The organism is Brevibacillus fluminis (genome assembly GCF_003710825.1).
Lineage (GTDB): Bacteria > Bacillota > Bacilli > Brevibacillales > Brevibacillaceae > Brevibacillus_D > Brevibacillus_D fluminis.
Window position 1 is genome coordinate 110,153 of record NZ_RHHQ01000003.1, and the last position, 18,991, is coordinate 129,143.

The 18,991-nt window shown below is 52.1% G+C and carries 24 protein-coding genes; 10 read left to right on the forward strand and 14 right to left on the reverse strand.

All coding sequences use genetic code 11. The features are described 5' to 3' along the window. Positions 1-13: 13 nt before the first annotated feature. Positions 14-601: a PilZ domain-containing protein gene (locus tag EDM56_RS01220; RefSeq protein WP_122916056.1), complete on the reverse strand. Its 588-nt coding sequence runs from the start codon at positions 599-601 to the stop codon at positions 14-16. A 124-nt stretch (positions 602-725) separates the two neighbouring features. Here EDM56_RS01220 and EDM56_RS31310 point away from each other — a divergent pair, with 124 nt between their 5' ends. Further along, on the forward strand, positions 726-899 hold the full coding sequence (locus tag EDM56_RS31310) for a DUF5325 family protein (protein ID WP_183192247.1): 174 nt from the start codon (positions 726-728) through the stop codon (positions 897-899). 9 nt (positions 900-908) lie between these two features. Here EDM56_RS31310 and EDM56_RS01225 read toward each other — a convergent pair whose 3' ends face one another. Beyond that, positions 909-1,970 (reverse strand): tetraprenyl-beta-curcumene synthase family protein, encoded by a 1,062-nt coding sequence (locus EDM56_RS01225; RefSeq protein WP_122916057.1) that lies wholly within the window; start codon positions 1,968-1,970, stop codon positions 909-911. Positions 1,971-2,185: 215 nt separating this feature from the next. Between EDM56_RS01225 and EDM56_RS01230 the strand changes: the two genes are divergently transcribed. The 4 genes from EDM56_RS01230 (at position 2,186) to EDM56_RS01245 (ending at position 6,521) form a co-directional block, all read left to right on the forward strand. After that, positions 2,186-2,758 (forward strand): TetR/AcrR family transcriptional regulator, encoded by a 573-nt coding sequence (locus EDM56_RS01230; RefSeq protein ID WP_342772363.1) that lies wholly within the window; start codon positions 2,186-2,188, stop codon positions 2,756-2,758. A gap of 163 nt (positions 2,759-2,921) precedes the next feature. Next, positions 2,922-4,226, forward strand: coding sequence for an agmatine deiminase family protein (locus tag EDM56_RS01235; protein WP_122916058.1), 1,305 nt, complete (start codon positions 2,922-2,924; stop codon positions 4,224-4,226). Between the two features lie 20 nt (positions 4,227-4,246). Then, on the forward strand, positions 4,247-5,596 hold the full coding sequence (locus EDM56_RS01240) for an APC family permease (RefSeq protein WP_122916059.1): 1,350 nt from the start codon (positions 4,247-4,249) through the stop codon (positions 5,594-5,596). Between the two features lie 55 nt (positions 5,597-5,651). Beyond that, positions 5,652-6,521 (forward strand): carbon-nitrogen hydrolase, encoded by an 870-nt coding sequence (locus EDM56_RS01245; RefSeq protein WP_122916253.1) that lies wholly within the window; start codon positions 5,652-5,654, stop codon positions 6,519-6,521. Positions 6,522-6,547: 26 nt separating this feature from the next. On the opposite strand, the gene EDM56_RS01250 is transcribed toward EDM56_RS01245, so the two are convergent. Together EDM56_RS01250 and EDM56_RS01255 are read right to left on the reverse strand one after the other, a co-directional pair. Next, positions 6,548-7,171: a YesL family protein gene (locus EDM56_RS01250; RefSeq protein ID WP_148040344.1), complete on the reverse strand. Its 624-nt coding sequence runs from the start codon at positions 7,169-7,171 to the stop codon at positions 6,548-6,550. A 28-nt stretch (positions 7,172-7,199) separates the two neighbouring features. Then, a complete protein-coding gene (locus EDM56_RS01255; RefSeq protein ID WP_281274930.1) occupies positions 7,200-8,198 on the reverse strand; it encodes a CvfB family protein in 999 nt (332 codons plus the stop codon). 179 nt (positions 8,199-8,377) lie between these two features. Here EDM56_RS01255 and EDM56_RS01260 point away from each other — a divergent pair, with 179 nt between their 5' ends. After that, complete coding sequence (locus EDM56_RS01260) at positions 8,378-9,160, forward strand: undecaprenyl-diphosphate phosphatase (RefSeq protein WP_122916061.1); 783 nt, start codon at positions 8,378-8,380, stop codon at positions 9,158-9,160. A gap of 61 nt (positions 9,161-9,221) precedes the next feature. Here EDM56_RS01260 and EDM56_RS01265 read toward each other — a convergent pair whose 3' ends face one another. Together EDM56_RS01265 and EDM56_RS01270 are read right to left on the reverse strand one after the other, a co-directional pair. Beyond that, on the reverse strand, positions 9,222-10,037 hold the full coding sequence (locus EDM56_RS01265) for a CAP domain-containing protein (protein ID WP_246009217.1): 816 nt from the start codon (positions 10,035-10,037) through the stop codon (positions 9,222-9,224). Then, positions 10,034-10,249 (reverse strand): hypothetical protein, encoded by a 216-nt coding sequence (locus tag EDM56_RS01270; RefSeq protein WP_122916062.1) that lies wholly within the window; start codon positions 10,247-10,249, stop codon positions 10,034-10,036. Before EDM56_RS01270 ends, EDM56_RS01265 begins: the two co-directional genes overlap by 4 nt. Before the next feature lie 168 nt (positions 10,250-10,417). On the opposite strand from EDM56_RS01270, the gene EDM56_RS31315 reads away from it, so the two are divergent. Together EDM56_RS31315 and EDM56_RS01275 are read left to right on the forward strand one after the other, a co-directional pair. Beyond that, the gene (locus EDM56_RS31315) at positions 10,418-10,561 is read left to right on the forward strand and encodes a hypothetical protein (protein ID WP_183192248.1); all 144 of its coding nucleotides are present in this window, start codon (positions 10,418-10,420) and stop codon (positions 10,559-10,561) included. After that, complete coding sequence (locus EDM56_RS01275; RefSeq protein WP_122916063.1) at positions 10,542-10,895, forward strand: hypothetical protein; 354 nt, start codon at positions 10,542-10,544, stop codon at positions 10,893-10,895. Before EDM56_RS31315 ends, EDM56_RS01275 begins: the two co-directional genes overlap by 20 nt. On the opposite strand, the gene EDM56_RS01280 is transcribed toward EDM56_RS01275, so the two are convergent. Further along, positions 10,880-12,229, reverse strand: a complete 1,350-nt coding sequence (locus EDM56_RS01280) for a sensor histidine kinase (RefSeq protein ID WP_122916064.1) — start codon at positions 12,227-12,229, stop codon at positions 10,880-10,882. The two genes, EDM56_RS01275 and EDM56_RS01280, sit on opposite strands and share 16 nt — an antisense overlap. Before the next feature lies 1 nt (position 12,230). After that, positions 12,231-12,971: a response regulator transcription factor gene (locus tag EDM56_RS01285; RefSeq protein WP_122916065.1), complete on the reverse strand. Its 741-nt coding sequence runs from the start codon at positions 12,969-12,971 to the stop codon at positions 12,231-12,233. Between the two features lie 198 nt (positions 12,972-13,169). Between EDM56_RS01285 and EDM56_RS01290 the strand changes: the two genes are divergently transcribed. Continuing rightward, on the forward strand, positions 13,170-13,661 hold the full coding sequence (locus tag EDM56_RS01290; protein ID WP_122916066.1) for a hypothetical protein: 492 nt from the start codon (positions 13,170-13,172) through the stop codon (positions 13,659-13,661). A gap of 38 nt (positions 13,662-13,699) precedes the next feature. On the opposite strand, the gene EDM56_RS01295 is transcribed toward EDM56_RS01290, so the two are convergent. The 6 genes from EDM56_RS01295 to EDM56_RS01320 all read right to left on the reverse strand — a co-directional run bounded on the left by EDM56_RS01295 (position 13,700) and on the right by EDM56_RS01320 (position 17,380). Beyond that, positions 13,700-14,251, reverse strand: a complete 552-nt coding sequence (locus EDM56_RS01295; protein ID WP_122916067.1) for a DJ-1/PfpI family protein — start codon at positions 14,249-14,251, stop codon at positions 13,700-13,702. 112 nt (positions 14,252-14,363) lie between these two features. Then, complete coding sequence (gene spoVAE, locus EDM56_RS01300) at positions 14,364-14,714, reverse strand: stage V sporulation protein AE (protein WP_122916068.1); 351 nt, start codon at positions 14,712-14,714, stop codon at positions 14,364-14,366. Positions 14,715-14,728: 14 nt separating this feature from the next. Next, positions 14,729-15,730, reverse strand: coding sequence for a stage V sporulation protein AD (gene spoVAD, locus EDM56_RS01305; RefSeq protein ID WP_122916069.1), 1,002 nt, complete (start codon positions 15,728-15,730; stop codon positions 14,729-14,731). Positions 15,731-15,734: 4 nt separating this feature from the next. Next, positions 15,735-16,208, reverse strand: coding sequence for a stage V sporulation protein AC (spoVAC, locus tag EDM56_RS01310; protein ID WP_122916070.1), 474 nt, complete (start codon positions 16,206-16,208; stop codon positions 15,735-15,737). 27 nt (positions 16,209-16,235) lie between these two features. Beyond that, entirely contained in the window at positions 16,236-17,096 is an 861-nt protein-coding gene (locus EDM56_RS01315) for a DUF421 domain-containing protein (RefSeq protein ID WP_122916071.1), read from the reverse strand. Between the two features lie 77 nt (positions 17,097-17,173). Beyond that, positions 17,174-17,380, reverse strand: coding sequence for a DUF1657 domain-containing protein (locus EDM56_RS01320; RefSeq protein ID WP_122916072.1), 207 nt, complete (start codon positions 17,378-17,380; stop codon positions 17,174-17,176). A 257-nt stretch (positions 17,381-17,637) separates the two neighbouring features. On the opposite strand from EDM56_RS01320, the gene EDM56_RS01325 reads away from it, so the two are divergent. Further along, positions 17,638-18,981 carry an ammonium transporter gene (locus EDM56_RS01325; protein ID WP_122916073.1) on the forward strand — a complete coding sequence of 448 codons (1,344 nt, stop codon included), beginning with the start codon at positions 17,638-17,640 and terminating at the stop codon, positions 18,979-18,981. The last annotated feature ends 10 nt before the right edge of the window (positions 18,982-18,991 follow it).

The window sequence follows — 18,991 nt, forward strand, 5'->3', positions numbered from 1 at the left end:
GAAAGTGCTTCGATTAAGAATGCTGCAGCTTCAACATTTCCAGCTGGCGGTTCAAGATGTAGCGGCGCAGCACGTGCAGATTTTTCGAGGAGATGCTTGTCACTTTGCAACCATAGTGAAATCCGTTTTCTTCTCGGGTATAAATGTTCATGACAGCCAAGTCCACACGCGCATCCGGCAGCTGCACCGAGATGCGGTACTCTGTTTTCGATGCCAGTTTTTCAGAAGTATGGAGCGCCAATCCCCCTAGACTGACATTGGTGACTTTGACGATCAGCTTGTTTGTACTTCCATCCTCCTGCTTGCGCTCCAAAACGGCATCAAAATTTACATCGAAGCGGGGATAGCGGCGGCGCTGCTCGCGGAACTCGGTCGCAGTCGGCGAATAAAACAAGATGATACGCTTGTCGTCCTTCGCCAAAATCACCCCGTTAAAATTTTGTATTTCCGAATAATTATGGGTGATTAAACAGGAGACCGGGTCGCCAACCTGTGCGGTCAATGGCTCGCTGAAAACGACTTCCACCACGTCGCCTTCCTGATAGGTGACTTGCCCCTCGTACATTTTTTTGCCCAGCTTTATTTGCACAATGGAATCCATAATTCCCTTTTTCCCCCTAATGATTCTCCTCCTTTATGTATATATCACCTTTTTCCATCAGCAAAACACCCATTTCTCGGGTATAATGGTGGCATGGACTTGTAATCGTAGGAGGTTTACACACATGAGTCGCTATCAAATCGTAACATTATGTTTGGCTATTCTCGTAGCCGCTTGCTATTGCGGCGTAGGCGTAGCCATTGCGGAAGGCAGCGCGTTTGGCATTATCGGCTGTCTTGTCCTTTCAGTCGTATTGATGGGCGCAGGCTTTTCTTACAAACGCAAACATTTGCGCTAGTCGTTTCGCTCAACGCCGTACCAGAAAACTGTTGACGTAGAAGAGGAAAGAGGTTATGCTGCCCGCCTGCTTCAATAGCTGCTTGGCCGTGTTATAGATTTGCGGCTGATCGCGGGTAACTTTCCGGTCGACAAGGTAAAAGGCGATCAAGCCGTCCACAATCATGCTGTGGAACGCTGCGTTCGGCAGCGCTTTTGCGCTGGTTTTGGCCTGCTGGATAAAATGCGTAAGCCGCGCGGTCGCTTCATCAGTGCTTGCGTAATAACTGACAAAGTTCAGATCGCCGCCCGCTTTGTCTTCTTCCAGATCGATCAAGTAATCGAGCAAAATGTGGAGCCCGCATATCCAGGGGAAGTACGCCGCATCAAGTCGCTCGATGTCAGCTTGGTCGATTTTTTGCTGTGTGGCCATCACGAACAGGGAGAAAATGCCGATCGTCGATCCCGTCACAGCGGAAAACTCCTGCCATAAAATATCGGGATACTCGGGCCGATGCTGTTCCCACCAGTGGAGCAGCGCGGCTTCTCTTTTTTCCGGGGCAATATGTTTATGTACTTGCAAATCACTATAGAGCAAGGAGTATTTCAGCACGAGCGACTGAACCTGTGGATACGATGGCAAACGCTCCACCTGCTGCTGACAGGTTTTGACCAGTCGCGCCAGGAAACCTCCGTCATCCTTTTCTTCGCGGTAGAGATAATAGTTTCGAATCTCCGCGCCCGGTGTCAGCGCATCCTGCATGGACAGATGCAGCTGGCGGAAATCGACGGGATCGAGCGACGTGCTCCGATCACAGAGATTGTCCAGATAGTCGCTGATCGTCTGGTACGCGACGATTAAGGCGACGAGCACATCTACATGCGTCAGCGATTGCGCTGCATAGACCGCTCCACCTTGGCAATGGAACTTTTTCGTCTCCATGCTGGCTATTGCCTGTTTACGCAGCTCCGGATCAGGTATGGCTTTCGCCTCTTTATACCAAAAGGAAAACTCCTGTTCCAGGACCGGGTTTACATGACGATAGACGCGATAGAGCAACTGCCACGGGTTACGAATTCCTTTGCCCTTCACTTGTATGCCTCCTAAAATTCGCTTCTTCCATCATATCACAATGCCCCCATCCATTTCATTCATGCACGTTTTTACGGGCGATGAAAAGTTTTTGAACGTTGCAGCGGTGAAAGGTAAATGGATTGGAAAATCCCGCTTGCCAAGAAAGACCTTCCTGATTAAAATAAAGGAAACTAATTTAGTTTTTGTAGTTTCCACTCACAAACGATGAAAGGATGGTCGACATTAAGGATCGCATTATCAGAGCAGCTATTGAGGAAATGCAAGACAAGGGCGTCAAGTTTTCGGTGGACGAGTTGGCAAAACGACTCGGTATCAGTAAAAAGACGCTGTACCAGCACTTTCCCTCCAAGGTCGAAATCCTCGACACGATCATCGATCGGATTTTCAATGAGATGAATGAAAAGGCGACGTCCATCATCAACGACGAACAGCTGCCCCTGCTGGAAAAAATCAAGCGCGTCATCACCGTTTTGCCAGACCATTACGATATCATCAACCGGAACAACTATGAGCAAATGAAGCGATATTATCCGGAGCAGTATGACAAAATGGCAGCCTATCTGGAAAACGACTGGGAATTGCTGCACGGCCTGATTGAAAGAGGAATGCAAGAAGGCGTACTCATCACCATGAACTTGTCACTGGTCATGAAAATCGTGATTGATGCAATGAACTCCACGCTGGACCAAAATTTTTACAAACAGAATAATATCACGATCGCCGAAGCGCTAGCGGGGATTGTCGACATCTTGCTATATGGGCTCATTCCAGAGAATAAAAGGTAATCAATCTTTTATTCTTCCTTTTTACCCTCTGGAAACTATAAATACAACATTTGTTTCCTTCGTATCCTATTGTGCTTGAAGGGAGTGATGCGCTATGTAAACCGTTTGTTCAACACAGAGCCATTCGTTACAGAAACACTAGAAAACACAGGGGGTTTTTCAGATGCAAACGAAAGGCTGGCGAACATTGCTTCACCTGTCCGCGCTTGCCGCAACCATCGCGATGGCGTGCTCTCCGATCGCGGCGGCGGCAGTCGGGCAATCTGCTGCAACAAACAAAACGTCGTATCGTTTTCCTGCCGAATGGGAGACCCAACGCGCAGTCTGGCTTGATTGGTATGCCAAAAATGAATACGGGCAGGAGACAACAGACGCGATGCATGCTGTGACAGCCCAAATCATCGAGGCACTGCACGCACATCATGTGGCGGTTGAGATGATCGTCGATTCGGAAACGCGCAAAGCGGAGGTTCTGAATTTTTTAGCACCTTATCGCGTCGATCCCGCGAAGATTCGTTTTCACGTCTATGCGGACAGCTATTTGTTTATGCGGGATATGGGACCGCTCTTTCTCAAAACGAACGATGGCAAACCGCTGATCGCCGATTTTGCCTGGAATTACTACGGGATTTGGTCAGAAGCGAAGGCCAAACCGATCGGTGATGTGGACAAAGCAATGGCAGCGGAGCGGAACATCCCTCTCGTCAAATCCCACATTGTAGCGGAAGGCGGCGGCATTGAAGTCAACGGCGAGGGCGTCATGATGACCTACAAAGATACGGCACTTCAGCGAAATCCGGGCAAGTCCCTTGCGGAAATCGAAAGCGAATACCTCCGACTTTACGGGCAAAAGAAAATCATTTGGCTTCCGCGGAGCCCGCTTTCCGACAAATTGACAGCGGATGGCAGTCCGATCATCGAAAACTTTTTCGGGTATGGCGCAAACGGGCATGTGGATGAGGTAGCGCGGTTCGTGGATCCACACACGATTTTGGTTGCTCAGGTTTCCAGAGAGGCACGGGACAGCAACGCGTTGGAGAAAGCTGACTACGAAAGAATCGAGGAGGCGGTCGAAACGTTGAAGCGTGCCACCGATACGCACGGCAAGCCGTTTCGCATCATCCGCGTCCAAAACCCGAATCTATCGACGGTCTGGAATGAGCACACAGTTGAAACCGGGGATGCTTACAAGCAATTCGGCTTTCAAGTCGGCGACACCGTGTATGAGCTACCCGCAGCGAGCTATTTGAATTTCCTCATCTCCAATGGTGTAGTGATCGCCGCGAAATATTGGGAGCCAGGGAAGCCGGAATCGCTTAAGCGTCTGGACGCGCAAGCAAAAGCGGCCCTCAAGCAAGCATTCCCTGACCGTGACATCGTGCAGATCAATCCGCTTGCGATCAACTGGTGGGGCGGCGGCATTCATTGCATCACGCAGCAAGAGCCGCTTTTTGAAAACGCACCTTGAAGGAGGATCAAACCCATCCGATGAAACATGAATCCTCGACCCTCGCACGCGCGCTTTCTTTGCGGCACGTGGTTTTGTTCGGGCTCGCTTTCATGGCGCCATTGACCGTGTTTGTCACCTACGGAGTCGCCATCGAGAGCACCCGCGGCATGATCCCGACCGCCTACGCCATCGCCTTGACTGTGATGCTGTTTACCGCTTATAGCTATGGGGCAATGTCCAAAGCGTTCCCGATTGCAGGCTCCTCCTACACCTTTACTCAGAAAGCCATCAGCTCCCATCTCGGCTTTCTCGTAGGCTGGACGATCCTACTCGATTATGTGCTCAGCCCGATGATCAGCTCCTTGATCGTCGGCTTGTACGCAAACGCTTACTTTCCGTCTATCCCGATGTTCGTGTGGATCATCCTGTTTATCACTGTCATCACGACGGTCAACATTCTCGGGATTAAAATAGCAGCCAGCTTCAATATGTGTGTAGTTGTTTTTCAAATTTTGTTTTTTGCGGCGTTCACGTTCCTATCGATTAAAGGACTCTTAGCGGGGCAAGGAGCTGGACACGTTTTTTCGCTGCTTCCGTTTTATGATCCCCATGTAGAACTCGCTTCCCTGTTCGGGGTAATCCCGCTGCTCTGCTTCAGCTTTTTAGGCTTTGATGCCGTATCAACCTTGTCGGAAGAGACGAGGAACCCTGTCTCGACCTTACCAAGAGCGATCCTCCTGATCACGTTGATCGGCGGCATTTTGTTTATCGTGGTCACGTATTTCGCGCAGCTGATTTTTCCTCAGTTCCGCGAATTTGCGAGCCCAGAGACAGCGGCTACGCAGATCATCGTGTTTCTCGGCGGCAACGCGCTCAACGCAGTCTTCACCGCCGTCATGGTGACAACCAGCTTTGCATCTGCGGTCGCATCGGGTGCCAGCTCGTCACGCATTTTGTATGCCATGGGACGCGAAAAGGTCTTGCCCCAAAAGGTGTTCGGCTACCTTTCTCCCCGGTTCCAAACACCGGTGTACAACCTGCTGCTGATTGGCGCGATTTCGTTGTCAGCGATTTACATGGACATCGATAAAGCCGTCTCGTTCATCAATTTTGGCGCCTTGTTCGCGTTCATCTTCGTGAATTTGTCGGTCATCGCACATTACTTTATCAAAAAAAGAAACCGGTCCGCCGGAGGCTGGGTTCGCTATTTCTTCATCCCGCTGGTTGGCGCGCTTTGTACAGGCTGGTTTTGGACACAATCAAACGCGCATGCGCTGCTTTTTGGCGGCAGCTGGCTCTTTTGCGGCATCGTTTATCTGATGTATGTCACCAAGATGTTTCGCAAAAAGCCGCCGGAGCTGCACTTTGACGAAGGGGAATCCGCCTGACATACCGGATTCACACAAGAGAAAAATAAAAGATACGAGTGGAGGAAAAATGATCATGACTGAAAACGTAACAATTGGCCTGGTTCAAATGAAATGCGGCGAGGATATCGCGCAAAATACCGCATGCACCGTGGAAAAAATCAAGGAAGCCGCTGCCAAGGGCGCCCAGATCGTCTGCTTGCAGGAGCTTTTCAATGCCCAATACTGCGGCCAACAACTGGATGTCACCCTGTATGATACCGCCGAACCGGTTGATTGCACCATGCTCGCCGGGATGAGCGAGCTGGCGAAAAGCCTTGGCATCGTATTGATCGTCCCTTTTTACGAGAAAGCCGGGCGAGGCTTGTATTTCAACAGTGCAGCCGTTTATGATGCCGATGGTCGCCATTTGGGGACAACGCGTAAAAACCACATTCCGCACGCCCCCCAATACGAAGAAAAATATTACTTCGCCCCCGGCAACACGGGCTATCCGGTTTATGAAACACGCTTTGGAAAAATCGGAATCGGCATTTGCTGGGATGAATGGTTCCCGGAGGTCGCGCGGATTTTGGCGCTCAAAGGGGCTGAAATCTTGTTTTACCCTTCCGCAATCGGCTCCGATCATGACAATCCCGAGCTTTCCTTGCGCCCATCGTGGGAAAAAGCCATTTCTGCACACGGCATTTCAAACGGCGTGTTTATCGCTGCCAGCAACCGCGTCGGTCGTGAAAATGCAATGACCTTCTACGGCGGGAGCTTTGTCAGCGATCCTTTGGGGACGGTGCTGCAATCGCTCGATGCTAAGGAAGGGATTTTGATCCAGCAGATTGATCTTGGGCAAATCGATTTCGCCCGCAATTTGCTGCAATTTTTGCGTGATCGCCGACCGGAAACCTACGGACCATTGCTTGAGCTTGAGGCATTTTCGGGAATGAAAAAATAGATACACAAAAAAGCAGGCCCTTGTGATCAGGCCTGCTTTCTTTTTTCAATCGTTTGAAAGGAGCGGTTTGCCAGCCGCATCACCCAAAAGCTTGAGCCGCTTATGGCGCAGAATGGAAATAGCACGGGAAAAACAAGCGTCAACGCGACCATCGCCGCTACCGCTACCGCCATACCGAGCGTGTGCAGCGGTTTGGCGAAGCCGATGAAAAATGCGAATTTGAAGCATTGCATAAAACGGATGTCATAATGAACGAATACCGGAAACAGATTGACCGCAATCACGACATAGGCCAAGCCAAATGCTGTGATAATCATGCGGAGCACGGAATAAATCGCCCCTTGCTGCGCAAGGAAAAACTGATAATCCATGAACAGAATGAATCCTGCGATCGCCGTAATCCATCCCAGCGCATTCGCCTTGCCGAATTCCGCCCGGTACGTTTGCCAGCAGGTGGCGAAAAGCGGAACGTCCGACTCTCCCTGTACCCATTTGCGCGTGACGGCGTAAACCGCTGCCGTCGCCGGCCCAGCACCGAGGATGCCGAGCCCGAGCACCGTCAAGCAGAGCCACAGCAAGTTCAGCAGGACGATTCTCATGACCCATTCGCACGCCGCCATCATCTTTTCACTCCATCGACCGCCACTCACGCGCTACTCCCTCCCTGTCGGCGCTGATTTACGATTTGTCCGCTTCGTTGCTTGCCGCGATTCGCGTCCAACCTTCCGCGCTCGTGATGCGCCGTTCTTTCAGCAGCTTGCCCAGCGCGCGTTTGAACGCTGATTTGCTCATGCCAAACACGTCCCGAATCACCTCTGGCGCCGAATCATCCGTATACGGCATCGAGCCGCCGCGATTCTCCAGATACCGCATCAGCTTGTCCGCATCTTCACTGTACAACTGCTCCTTGCGCGCTTTCATCGAACCGTTCATCTTGCCATCCTCGCGCACATAGCTGATGCGGGCTTGAACCGTCTGTCCCAATCGGAGCGGCTCCGTCATCTCATCGCGGTGAATGAACAGGACATGCTCACCCTCGGTCAGCAAAAATGCGCCTGCACCGATGATTTTGTAAACCGTTCCATCCAGCACCTTGTTCAGCATATCCGGCGTTCCCGGCTTGGCATTGGGCGCGATTACTTCTTCCGACACCGGCTGGGCCAAGAGCCGTCCCTCTTTGTCCCGTTTCAGGCTGACCAGAATCATGTCACCCAGACGCGGCCATTCGTTACGCAGCATTGGTAAGTCATCGACGAAGAGCAAGACGTCACGCTTGATCCCGTTGTTCAAAAACACGCCCATGCGCGTGATGATCTCAACCACTTCCAGCCAGCCGAATTCGCCCACCTGCACGATCGGCTCTTCCATCGTAGCGGCTACACGCCCATCATGGTCGGTATACAGGAAAACCTCTACCTGCTCCCCTTGGCTCAGCGTTCGCGTCGCTTCATTGTTGTGCAGCAAAATATTCGTTTCGCCGTCAGTCAAAAAATAGCCGTACTCTGTCATTTTCGCCACCGAAAGCGTCACCGTCGTACCGACCGGCAGCTTGCTGTTTTTGGCATTCCCTTGCTCCTTCGACACAATCCGTGCCGGTTTTGCCGTCCGATTCGGCCGGTTCATCCCCTGCGATCGGCCGCCACCGCGACCATTATTGGTGAATCCACGCTGCTTCATGAAAAAAACCACTTCCTGTTCCTCACTCTATGTGTCATCTCATTATACACAAAACGTCGAAAGCATTGGAAAGAAGCTCGACAGCTTTTCCCATATTTTTAAAAAGAGCCGTGCTAAAATAAGGGAGATTTCCCGCTTCCTTACTTCTTACATGTTAAAAAAACGTTGAAGGTGATGAGATGCTGATCTATCTGGAACATATCATCATGGGGATTGTCCAAGGATTAACCGAATTTTTGCCGATATCAAGCACCGGCCATCTTGTTTTGTTTGGCAAACTATTCGGATTGCGCGAAGCGGGCCTTCTTTTCGATACGATGCTTCATTTCGGCACCTTGCTCGCCGTCGTCATTTTTTATTGGCAGGAAGTCGTCTCCATTCTGACCAATCCATTTGGCAGGCTGACGCGGCTCCTCGTTGTTGGTACGATCCCGACAGCCGTCATCGGGCTTGCCTTTGAGGATTTCTTTGACGCCATATCCCGAACCGGCCAAACCATCGGGCTGGAATTCTTGGCGACAGGGGTCATCATCTGGGCGGTTGAATCAATGCGCCAAGGCGACCGCAAATTTGACGAAATCGGGTACAAAGATGCCTTGATCATCGGCACGCTGCAAGGCGTAGCGATCTTACCAGCGATATCGCGCTCTGGGCTGACCATCGCAGGCTCCCTGCTGCGCGGCATCGCGCGTCCGGATGCTGCCCGCTTTTCCTTTCTCCTTTCGCTACCAGCCATTTTAGGCGCTTCCGTCCTGCAAGCGAAAAAAGTCATTGAGCACCCTATCCAAGAGATGTATTTCATGCCGATGCTTGTCGGTACCGCTTTCGCTGCATTTTTCGGTTATTTGGCCATTCGCTGGATGGTGCGGGTGATCAGCACGGGCTCGATGAAAGGCTTTGCCGTTTATGTATGGATCTTGGGGGCACTTATCGTCGTACTGCAACTGTTGGGGTTATGGTGAAAAACAGGTGGTTGACCGGCATCGTTGCCGGTTCAACCGCCTGTTCTTTTTATACCTCTTGTTATTGGCTGATGAACATCTGCGACCAATACGTCCCCATCTGTCCGCCTTGCACGTTGCCGATACCCATCTGCGTGAATTGTGGATCGAGGATATTGCGGCGGTGTCCCTCTGAATTCATCCATCCTTGCATGACTTCCGCAGGCGTTTGTTGGCCGGCGGCAATGTTTTCGCCCATTGCTTGAAATGGTATGTTGAATTGCTTGATCATGTCAGACGGTGAACCGTATTTCGGCGATGTATGATCGAAATAGTTTTGGTCCCGCATATCCTGTGCCTTGGTTCGGGCCACATCCGAAAGCTGCTTATTCAAAGTCAGCGGAGAGAGTCCTGCCTTTGAACGCTCGCTGTTCACCAACGAAAGCACTGCGTTATCGCTTGATTGCGTCCCGCCTGCATTCGTGTTGTCACCGGCGCCAGTTCGTGTTGCGGCTCCATTGTCAGCGGCAGGTCCGGTGGTCGTACCGGTGTTGCCCATGTTCGGCGAAGCACCTGGTGTGGTTGTCGCGGGTCCTGCCCCCATGCCTGGAGTGGCCAGCGCAGGACCTGGTACGACTCCAGTCCCTGGATTGACTGCGGCTGGATTTGGCCCAACTCCGGCCCCCGGATTCACTCCGTAACCCGGCATTGTCTCATAGCCTGCACCCCCGACGGTCCCAGGCACACCTGTATCCGCCACTTTGACTCTCGTTGTCCGAGCATTATTGGTGTCCTTGCCTGCAGGCGGATTGCCATGCGGTACATTTGCTCTTACGAGAGCGAGGCAAAGCACGGCCACACCCACCCAACCAGCGATCACAAAAGGTCGTTTGCTCATCGGTTTTTCTCCTTTTCATGTTCTTCAACCCATCGTCTGGAAGCAACTCTCGCCACGACAAGAACAATTGCCCAGACAACAGTCGCCAGCAAGGCGGTCCAAGCCCAGTTGGCTGTGCCGAGCACCATGTAAAGCAAGAGATGAGCGACAAAGATTCCGCTTACCCATAAAACCAGATTCATCCGACTGATATATTGCATGATGTCGTTCATTTTCAGTTCGGCCCCTTCCCTTTCATTACTCCTTACTATCAGTTGTTATTACCCGGATGCATCCGCGTTATCCATGACACGTCATGCCAAACCGGGCAACAACTCACAGCGTAAGGAAGGGCAGACTCGCACAGACTACGCGATGTAACCAAAAAGGGGGGCTTTCGCATGGGTAAGAAGGGCGCTGCAAACTTGAATCAAAAAGGATTGGCCGTGACAGGGCTGACCGGCGATACGTTGGCGGATGACACGACACATCCGGCGATGAATCAGGAGGCTAGCAGCAAGCGGCGTGGAAGAAAGCAACCATAGCTTTGATTTAAGGGGGAAAGAAAAAAACCAGCTGCAATGGGCTGGTTTTTTCTTTGTTTTTGTTTTAGTGGAGGCGAGGGGATTTTTGAAAGAAAGCTCCACGGAAGTGGTGACAATGCCCACTGGAGGTCGGGGTAAACGGCCCAAAGAAAAAATTGGAAACTGCGCCCCAAAGCACACGCTGCGCGGCGGGTGTATCTCTTCGATGTATGTGTGGCGTAAAAGCGTTTCCGATTTTTTCGCTGTGCCTGGCTGGCATTGTCAATGCTTCTGTTCCGCTTTCTTTCAAAAATCCCGTAGCTGCACGGGTAAATTACGCTATTCCCTTTCATGAAAACGCACGGTGAACATCGCTCCGCCCTCTAGATGGTTTTCTGCCGTAATCTTGCCTCCACATCGTTCGATGATCACCCGGGAAATAGCCATCCCGAGCCCGGTTTCCCCGTCCTTACCTTTGACAAAGCGATGGAAAAGTTGGGGGAGGATCGTCTCGTCGATGCCTTTGCCATCGTCACGGATGCATAGGATGATTTCTTTCCCGTTTCTAACGCATTCGATGAAAATGTTTGCCTTGGCATAACGGATGCAATTTCCGACGATGTTTAGCATGGCTTGCAGCAGTTTGTCAGGGTCGGCAGTGATGATGTAATCTGTTTGTCCCTCGATGGCCGAGTGAATATGCAAGCCTTTTTGCATCAGCAGCGGACCGAGCCGAGCGGTCGTTTTCGTGACGATCTGATTGAGCGAGGTGGGCTGCAGATGAAAAATGTCTTCCTCGGATTCCAGCTTGGCAAGCAGGATCATTTCGGTCACGATTTCCTTCAGCCTGATGCTTTCGGATACAATCACGTCCAAACCTTGCTCTGCTCGCTCCCCGACGAAGACGCCATCCCGAATGCCCTCGGCATACCCCTGAATTGCCATCAGCGGCGTTTTCAATTCATGGGACGCATTTTGGAAAAACTCCTTTTGCATGCGCCCGAACCGTTCCAATTCATCCGCCATTTGATAGACAGAATGGGCCACGTCGCCGATTTCGCCATTTGCCTCAATCCTTTTGACCTCGGAGAAGCGGCGTTCCTTCACCTTATTCACTTCCAACCGCAGCAATGTCAGCGGCTTCACCAAACGCCTTGTCACCACAAGGCTGAGCAAATAGGCGAGAAGACCGCCAACCAGCAAAATCAGCAGCACCTGTTGGGCCAGCTCAAGCTGCATCTCTTTGATGCCGTGCAAAGGCATAGCGAGAATCAACTTTTCTTTCGCTTGCGCCCGATTGTTGATAATCTCGACTATGTATTTATCGTCCTTTCCCTGAAACAACTCTTTCCCTTGCTTCTTCTGATCCTTTGCCATTTCGATCCATTGGACCGCCGTTTGCTCCGACAAAGTCGAGAACAACACATTGCCGTTACCCCGATATAAGATGATCTCCATCTTGGAACCTCGCAGCGCAATGTTGTTGATCGCCTGCAATTCTCGTTTATCCAGGCGATCCCCCTCTTCCGCAATGATCTGCAAGGACAGCTTGCCCTTTTCCCTCATTTCCTTGCGCTGCTCCGCCACCAATTTATCCAGCAAAAACGAGTAAAACAAAATCGAAGTGATACCGATGACCGCCACCAGTAAGACGGCGAATGCAATATGGAGCTGACGCGATAGCCTCATGCTACTCCTCCGCCTCCAAACGCAGGCGATATCCGTATCCCCACACCGTTTCGATCGGCAGCCCCTCCATTTTTTTGCGCAATCGTTTGATCAAATCGTCAACGGCGCGCTCACTGCCGAAATAATCCATGCCCCAGACCAGCGTCAGCAGCTCATCTCTGGCAAAAGCCCGGTTCGGCCGCTCCACCATAATTTGCAGCAGTGTGAATTCCTTGGCCGTAATCTCGATTTCATCTGCCCCCCAAAAAACGCGGCGTTCATCCAGCTTCAATCGCAGCTCGCCGCTTTCCATCGTCGTGACCGCCTGCGTCCCCGGCTCCGTTTTTCCGGCGTCCGGTTCAGCTGGCCTTCCACCCTGCTGAAGCCGTTTCAACGCATCCCACCGATGGAGGTGCCGCTTCACACGTGCCACCAGCTCGCGTGGGCTAAACGGCTTGGTCAAATAATCGTCACTGCCCATTTCAAGTCCGAGGATTTTGTCCACCTCTTCATCGCGCGCCGAGATGAGAATAATCGGCACCTCCGCCTCATTGCGGATCCGGCGGCAAAACTCATAGCCGTCCATACCAGGCAGCATAATATCGAGAATCCAGAGATCGGGTGGCGACTGGGTCCATAGCTCCCAGGCCGCTTCCGCTGTGGACAGGCCGACTGTCCGGTAGCCTTCTTTTTGCAAGTATGCCTCCACGATCTCACGGATGTTGTCATCATCATCTACAACAGCAATGATATGCTCCTTCATCTCATTCTCCCTCCTGCTCCGGAACATTCGCTTCTTTTCCACAAATCTCATCGTCATTGTAGCAAAAAAAGCACGGCAGCTTGCGCCATCTCGTGCAGTTACATACTTTTTCCACACTTTCACCAAGGTTTTGCCAAGTCTCAGAGCTAGACTGATCTTGCAAGCAACAACACCGAAGCCATAGGAGAGTGAAGAAATATGAAAAAAGCATGGGTAGCATCTCTGGTAGCAAGCAGTCTCTTTTTCGGGGCCGTTTCCGTCGTAGGTGCGGAAGAAGCCACTCCTAAGGAAAAACCGAAACAAGTATTGAAAGATGAGCGCCAAGCCCTCAAAGACCTGCGCACGGAACGCCAAGCGGTTCAGGACGAAATCAAGCAGCTCCGCCAGCAAGTGCGCGATATCGTGAAAGCGACTCCGAAAGAGCAGCGCAAGCAACTGGTGCAAAGCTGGATCGACTGGAAGAAAAACCACCTAATCAGCAAGGATGAGCGTGCACAGCGTAAAACGGACAACGAAGCAGCTCGTGCGGCGATCAAAGCAGCCATCCAGCAAAAAGATTTCGCGACTGCGGAAAAAGATCTGCAAGACCTGCTTGCCGTGAAACAAACCCGCAAGCAAGCAGCTGACCAAATTTCCGCTGAGCTGCAACAGCTCCTCAATCAACTAAAAACGACGGGAACGATCAACTAAACGACAAAAAACCGGCTCTGCAGCCGGTTTTTTCTCCATTATTTGAGCAAGCGGATAAATTCGCGCATGAAACCCGGCAGATCCGGCCAAGCATGGCCGGAAACGAGGTTGCCATCCACATACAGCGACTCATGGCGATAAGTGGCTCCGCACGCTTCCACATCGGGGCGGCACGCCTGATAAGCAGTCAGCTCTCTTTCACGCAAATGCTCAGCTACCAGCGTCAACACTTGCGATCCGTGGCAGATCGTGGCGACCGGCTTGTTCTCCAGGAAAAAGTGGGCGACGATCGGCTTAAGGTACTCATTGAGCCGTATGTATTCGGGGGCGCGGCCGCCAGGAATGATCAGCCCGTCATACTCGGCAGGATTCACTTCCGCAAAGGACAGGTGAGCCTGAAGCTGGTATGCCGGCTTTTCAGTGTACGTTTCGGAATGAGCTTCGAAATCATGGCATACCGTATGCAGAATTTTTTTCGTAGGAGCCGCGATAACCGTCTCAAACCCTTCCTCCAAGGAGCGGAAGTAAGGATAAAAAACCTCCAGCGCTTCTACAGCATCACCCGTCACAATCAAAACCTTTTTGCTCATGACACAGCCTCCCTTTACTTGAGAATGGTCCTGCACAGGACTTACAGGATATTCCATTCTACGCAAAAGAACGCTGTTCCTTCCGGGTTTATCGAAAATTTACACGCGCTTTTTACCCTTTCGGCCTCACCAAAACGGCTGCAAAAAAACCGAAGATGATCGCAGCCGATATGCCCGCGCTGGTCACCTCGAAAATGCCTGTGATGATCCCGATAATGCCGTCCGTTTTGGCTTCCGTGATCGCCCCGTGCACCAGCGCATTGCCGAAGCTGGTGATGGGAACCGTTGCGCCTGCTCCGGCGAAATTGATCAGCGGCTCATACAAGCCGAACCCATCCAAAATCGCGCCCAATACAACCAAGGAAGACATCGTGTGTGCAGGGGTGAGCTTCATTACGTCCATCAAGAACTGGCCGATCAAACAGATAAACCCTCCGACAAGAAATGCCCAGAGAAATATCATTGCCATCCTCCTCTTTACGATTCGATGGAAACGGCGTGCGCGATGCAGGGGATGCTTTCACCTTGCTGGAACGTCAAGGGAGAAAGCAACGCTCCTGTTGCGACCACCAAAATCCGGCGCCACTCCCCTTCGCGCATCTGCCGCAGCAGATGACCGTACGTAACGGAAGCAACGCAGCCACAGCCGCTTCCTCCCGCCCACACATTGGGATTCTCACCGTAAATCAGCCTGCCGCAATCCACGTATCGATCCAAAGGAATATTGATGTTATGGCTGGGCAGAAGCTCGGACAAAATCGAGTGGCCCACTCGGCCCAAATCACCCGTCACAACTAAATCGTAATAGTCATGAGGAAGCTCGCGCTCATGAAAGTGGCGCTCAATCGTCGCAAAAGCGGCCGGAGCCATCGCTGCTCCCATGTTGAACGGATCGGTCAAGCCCATATCCACCACGCGCCCGATCGTCGCCGAGGTGACATGAAGCCCTTTCCCATTCGGCACGACAACAGCAGCGCCTGCGCCCGTGACCGTCCACTGCGCGGTCGGCGGCTTTTGCGCGCCGTATTCCGTCGGATAGCGGTACTGCTTTTCCGCCGCCGCATTATGGCTGCAGGTCCCGGTTAACACACAGCCCGCATTGCCGCTGTCCACAAGCAGAGACGCCAGCGCCAGTCCCTCCATCGCCGTTGAGCATGCCCCGAACAGTCCCAAATACGGTATGGACAGCGTGCGGGCGGAAAAGCTGCCGGAGATCGTCTGGTTCATCAGATCGCCTGCGAGATAAAAATCGACATGATCCCGCTGCACCTCCGCTTTTTCCATCGCCTTGTCGCACGCTTCCTCAAGCAACACCTTCTCCGCTTTCTCCCAGCTCTCCTGACCAAGCGTCAAATCACCGTGGAGCGTATCGAAGTCCTCGGCAAGCGGCCCTTGCGCTTCGAAAGGCCCACCGACCGCGGCTGAAGCGGCGATGACCGGTCGATTGGCGAAAACCCATGTTTGGTGACCTTTTCGCATCGCTTCATCCCCCCATCTGAATCAACGTCTTGATCAAACCGATCACGAAAGCAGCGAAAACCCCGTATACGATAACCGAGCCTGCGAGCTTGAACATGTTGCCGCCTACCCCAAGCACCAGCCCTTCGCTTTTGTGCTCGATTGCCGCTGACGCGATCGAGTTGGCGAAGCCGGTAACTGGCACCGCCGTGCCCGCCCCCGCCCATTGCGCGATCTTGTCATAGCCGCCGAATGCCGTGATGACAACCGAGAGAAAAATAAGAACAGCAACCGTCGGATTGCCGGCTGTCTCTTTCGTGAAATGAAAGAAATGAATAAACATTTCCTGCAGAAGCTGGCCAATGACGCAAATAAACCCGCCTATCAAAAAAGCGAGCGAAAAATTGCGCAACAGCGGCCGCTGCGGCTCGTGCCGCTTCGCCAGAGCCTGGTAGGTTTGCTGTGTAGGGGTTAGCTTTTTCTTCTTTTGATCGGCCATCGTTCATGCCCTCCCTTCTTTTTTTAGTTAACGGATCAGGTAAGGGGCCAGCACTTCGATCAGCTTTTGCAAGCGGGCTGCCTCTTCCGTATAGTTCGCCTTCCATTGCTCGCTTTCCGTAGAAAGCGCGTACAGCTCGAGATCGGACTGGCACTTTTTTAGCGTCGCCATCGTCAGCTTCCGCTCCTGCGGTTCAGGGGCCTGGAGTTTGTCGTCGTACAGGTCGAGATACAGCTCGCCTGCCTTGTCCACCTGTCCCAAAAAGACGTTTTCCACCGCGACGCCCGCTTTCGCCAGCTCGGTATTGATCCAGCGGCGGTTCAACCCCATGTTGGCGAGCGGTTCATCCATGATTACGCCATCCATGATTACCGCTTGTGGCTCTTCGGCAGGCGACACTTCGATTCCGAGATGCTGCGGTGTGATCGGCTGATTTTGCGACTTCAAGAGAACGCTTACCTCACCGCTCGCTTCCATCAAGGCGAATTCCACATCAGCGACCTTAAAGGCATTTTTGAGCCGCAGCTGCTCCATCACATCCTCGACAGTCAGACGCTCTTTTTTCAAGTTATCTTCAAGCAGTTTGCCGTCTTTGATCAAGATCGTCGCATTGCCTTCAACGACATTGCGGACAACCTTGCTTTTTAAGGAGAGATATTCAGAAAGGATAGGGAAAAGCGCAAAAATGGTCATCGCGATCAAGCTATGATAAAGCGGTCCGTCCATCTCAGTCGCCATGAAGGCAGCGATTGAACCGATGGATATGCCAACAATGTATTCGATGTACGTAAGCTGCCGGATCTGCCGTTTGCCCACGATTTTCGTCAAAATAAAAAGATATACAAGCGCACCTATTGAACGTACCACGATATTCAGCCAATCCGGCATGACATAACCTCCTAGCAGCTGGCGAAAAAAAGAGGGGGAGGGAGAACCGTGGTTCAACTGCTCTCCCGTAACATGCATTAGAAGCCTTTGTACTGTGGTTCTTCTTGCTCCAATTGGGAAACACGTTGCTCAAGCGAGGTTACGATCGTTTGCGTGTCTTGAGCCGCTTGGGTGTACGTTTGTTTCGCTTGTTGATTTTGCGTGCTCAGCGCAAATGATTCCAGGTTCGCTTGAGCTCCCTTCAAGCTAGCAAGCGTTTGCTTTACTTGTGCGGAAACTGTCATATCGAATCACCTCCCTTACCGAAAGTTAGGGTATTCCATTTGCAGTTTTTTTATCATCCGACTTGGCAGGAATTGTTTCCCATGTATTTCTGCAAGAAAAGCTTACACAGCATAGATGATAGCGCATTCAGAATTTTATCCGGAACTGAAACAATTCTGTTTTTTCAAAAAATGTATTGCACGTAAAAGAATCAATGTCATATAATCTAACACATAATCTTAAATGTCATAAAATCTTACATTAGGAGTGAAGGATTATGGAACCAACTGCTGCAACCGTCGCACAATCCGTGGATGCCATCTGGGTCATGCTCTCAGCTATTTTGGTCATTTTCATGCAAGCGGGCTTCTTGCTGCTCGAAGCGGGTTCGACCCGAATGAAAAATGCGGGGCACATTGCGGGGAAAACCATTTTTACCTTCGGGATCTGCACCATTGCCTTCTGGGCGCTCGGCTTCGGGTTCACATTCGGAAACGGGAACTCCTTCATCGGCTTGACCGGATTCTTTTTTGACGGCTCCGGCATGCAGGCAGAAGCCTCGTATGATTCCCTTTCTGCCGCAGCCATCCCGATCAGCGTCAAATTTCTGTTCCAGCTTGGCTTCGCAGCTGTTTCCCTCGCGATCGCTTGGGGCGGATTCGCCGAACGGGCCAAACTTTCCGTTTATCTCGTCTTCAGCGCACTGTTCACCATCGCCATCTATCCGGTCGTCGGCCATTGGGTGTGGGGCGGCGGTTGGCTCGGCCAACTGGGCATGCAAGATTTCGCTGGCTCGACCGTCGTCCATTTGCAAGGCGCGTTGGTTGCATTGGTCGCCACATTGCTGCTGAAGCCGCGCATTGGTAAATACAACAAAGACGGCAGCTCCAACATGATTCACGGCCATAATCAGGTTTACACTGCGCTTGGCGTCTTGGTCATTTTTATCGGCTGGTTCGGTTTTAATGCAGGCTCCACCTTAAACGCCACGTCCGGTTTCTTCGCCTACGTCGCTTTGACGACCGTACTGGCCGCAGCTGCAGGGGCGGTCGCAGCCTTCCTGACCTCGTGGGTGGTGACAGGCAAAGCGGATATCCCGAGCATGCTCAACGGTCTGTTGGCAGCGTTGGTCGCCATCACGGCCGCCTGCGCCTTCGTTGAGCCGTGGGCAGCGATTGTCATCGGTTTCCTCGCCGGGTTCATCACCTACTTCACCGCCCTCTTCTTCGACCGGATGGGCATTGACGATCCGATTTACGCTTTCTCTGTCCACGGCATCGCCGGCATCTGGGGGACTCTATCCACAGGACTGTTCGCTACACCTGAACTGGCCAAACAAGTCGGCGTCGGATCTGCCGGACTCTTTTACGGCGGTGGCGTTCATCAGCTGGGCATTCAGGCGCTCGGCCTCATCGGCACCATTGCCTATGTGCTGGTCGTTTCCTTCATTCTTCTGGGCATTATGAAAGCGACGATGGGCTTGCGCGTCAACGAAGAGGAAGAGGTTGTCGGACTCGATTTGAGCGAGCATGGCAGCTACGGCTATCCAGAGCTGCTTTCTGCACCGATCCCAACGCGCTCGTTCAAACGCGAGGGAGGCGAATCCCCTGCCATTTATTGAGGAAGGCCAA

Excerpts from the sequence above, each read along its gene's own strand:
- EDM56_RS01240 (WP_122916059.1), top strand. The coding sequence starts at position 4,247 with ATGAAACATGAATCCTCGACCCTCGCACGCGCGCTTTCTTTGCGGCAC.
- EDM56_RS01315 (WP_122916071.1), bottom strand. The coding sequence starts at position 17,096 with ATGCCGGATTGGCTGAATATCGTGGTACGTTCAATAGGTGCGCTTGTA.
- EDM56_RS01290 (WP_122916066.1), top strand. The coding sequence starts at position 13,170 with ATGAAAAAAGCATGGGTAGCATCTCTGGTAGCAAGCAGTCTCTTTTTC.
- EDM56_RS01295 (WP_122916067.1), bottom strand. The coding sequence starts at position 14,251 with ATGAGCAAAAAGGTTTTGATTGTGACGGGTGATGCTGTAGAAGCGCTG.
- EDM56_RS01270 (WP_122916062.1), bottom strand. The coding sequence starts at position 10,249 with ATGAACGACATCATGCAATATATCAGTCGGATGAATCTGGTTTTATGG.
- spoVAD (WP_122916069.1), bottom strand. The coding sequence starts at position 15,730 with ATGCGAAAAGGTCACCAAACATGGGTTTTCGCCAATCGACCGGTCATC.
- EDM56_RS01260 (WP_122916061.1), top strand. The coding sequence starts at position 8,378 with ATGCTGATCTATCTGGAACATATCATCATGGGGATTGTCCAAGGATTA.
- EDM56_RS31315 (WP_183192248.1), top strand. The coding sequence starts at position 10,418 with ATGGGTAAGAAGGGCGCTGCAAACTTGAATCAAAAAGGATTGGCCGTG.
- EDM56_RS01230 (WP_342772363.1), top strand. The coding sequence starts at position 2,186 with ATGGTCGACATTAAGGATCGCATTATCAGAGCAGCTATTGAGGAAATG.
- spoVAC (WP_122916070.1), bottom strand. The coding sequence starts at position 16,208 with ATGGCCGATCAAAAGAAGAAAAAGCTAACCCCTACACAGCAAACCTAC.
- EDM56_RS01265 (WP_246009217.1), bottom strand. The coding sequence starts at position 10,037 with ATGAGCAAACGACCTTTTGTGATCGCTGGTTGGGTGGGTGTGGCCGTG.
- EDM56_RS31310 (WP_183192247.1), top strand. The coding sequence starts at position 726 with ATGAGTCGCTATCAAATCGTAACATTATGTTTGGCTATTCTCGTAGCC.
- EDM56_RS01325 (WP_122916073.1), top strand. The coding sequence starts at position 17,638 with ATGGAACCAACTGCTGCAACCGTCGCACAATCCGTGGATGCCATCTGG.
- EDM56_RS01320 (WP_122916072.1), bottom strand. The coding sequence starts at position 17,380 with ATGACAGTTTCCGCACAAGTAAAGCAAACGCTTGCTAGCTTGAAGGGA.
- EDM56_RS01220 (WP_122916056.1), bottom strand. The coding sequence starts at position 601 with ATGGATTCCATTGTGCAAATAAAGCTGGGCAAAAAAATGTACGAGGGG.
- EDM56_RS01245 (WP_122916253.1), top strand. The coding sequence starts at position 5,652 with ATGACTGAAAACGTAACAATTGGCCTGGTTCAAATGAAATGCGGCGAG.
- EDM56_RS01235 (WP_122916058.1), top strand. The coding sequence starts at position 2,922 with ATGCAAACGAAAGGCTGGCGAACATTGCTTCACCTGTCCGCGCTTGCC.
- EDM56_RS01280 (WP_122916064.1), bottom strand. The coding sequence starts at position 12,229 with ATGAGGCTATCGCGTCAGCTCCATATTGCATTCGCCGTCTTACTGGTG.
- EDM56_RS01285 (WP_122916065.1), bottom strand. The coding sequence starts at position 12,971 with ATGAAGGAGCATATCATTGCTGTTGTAGATGATGATGACAACATCCGT.
- spoVAE (WP_122916068.1), bottom strand. The coding sequence starts at position 14,714 with ATGATATTTCTCTGGGCATTTCTTGTCGGAGGGTTTATCTGTTTGATC.
- EDM56_RS01255 (WP_281274930.1), bottom strand. The coding sequence starts at position 8,198 with ATGAAGCAGCGTGGATTCACCAATAATGGTCGCGGTGGCGGCCGATCG.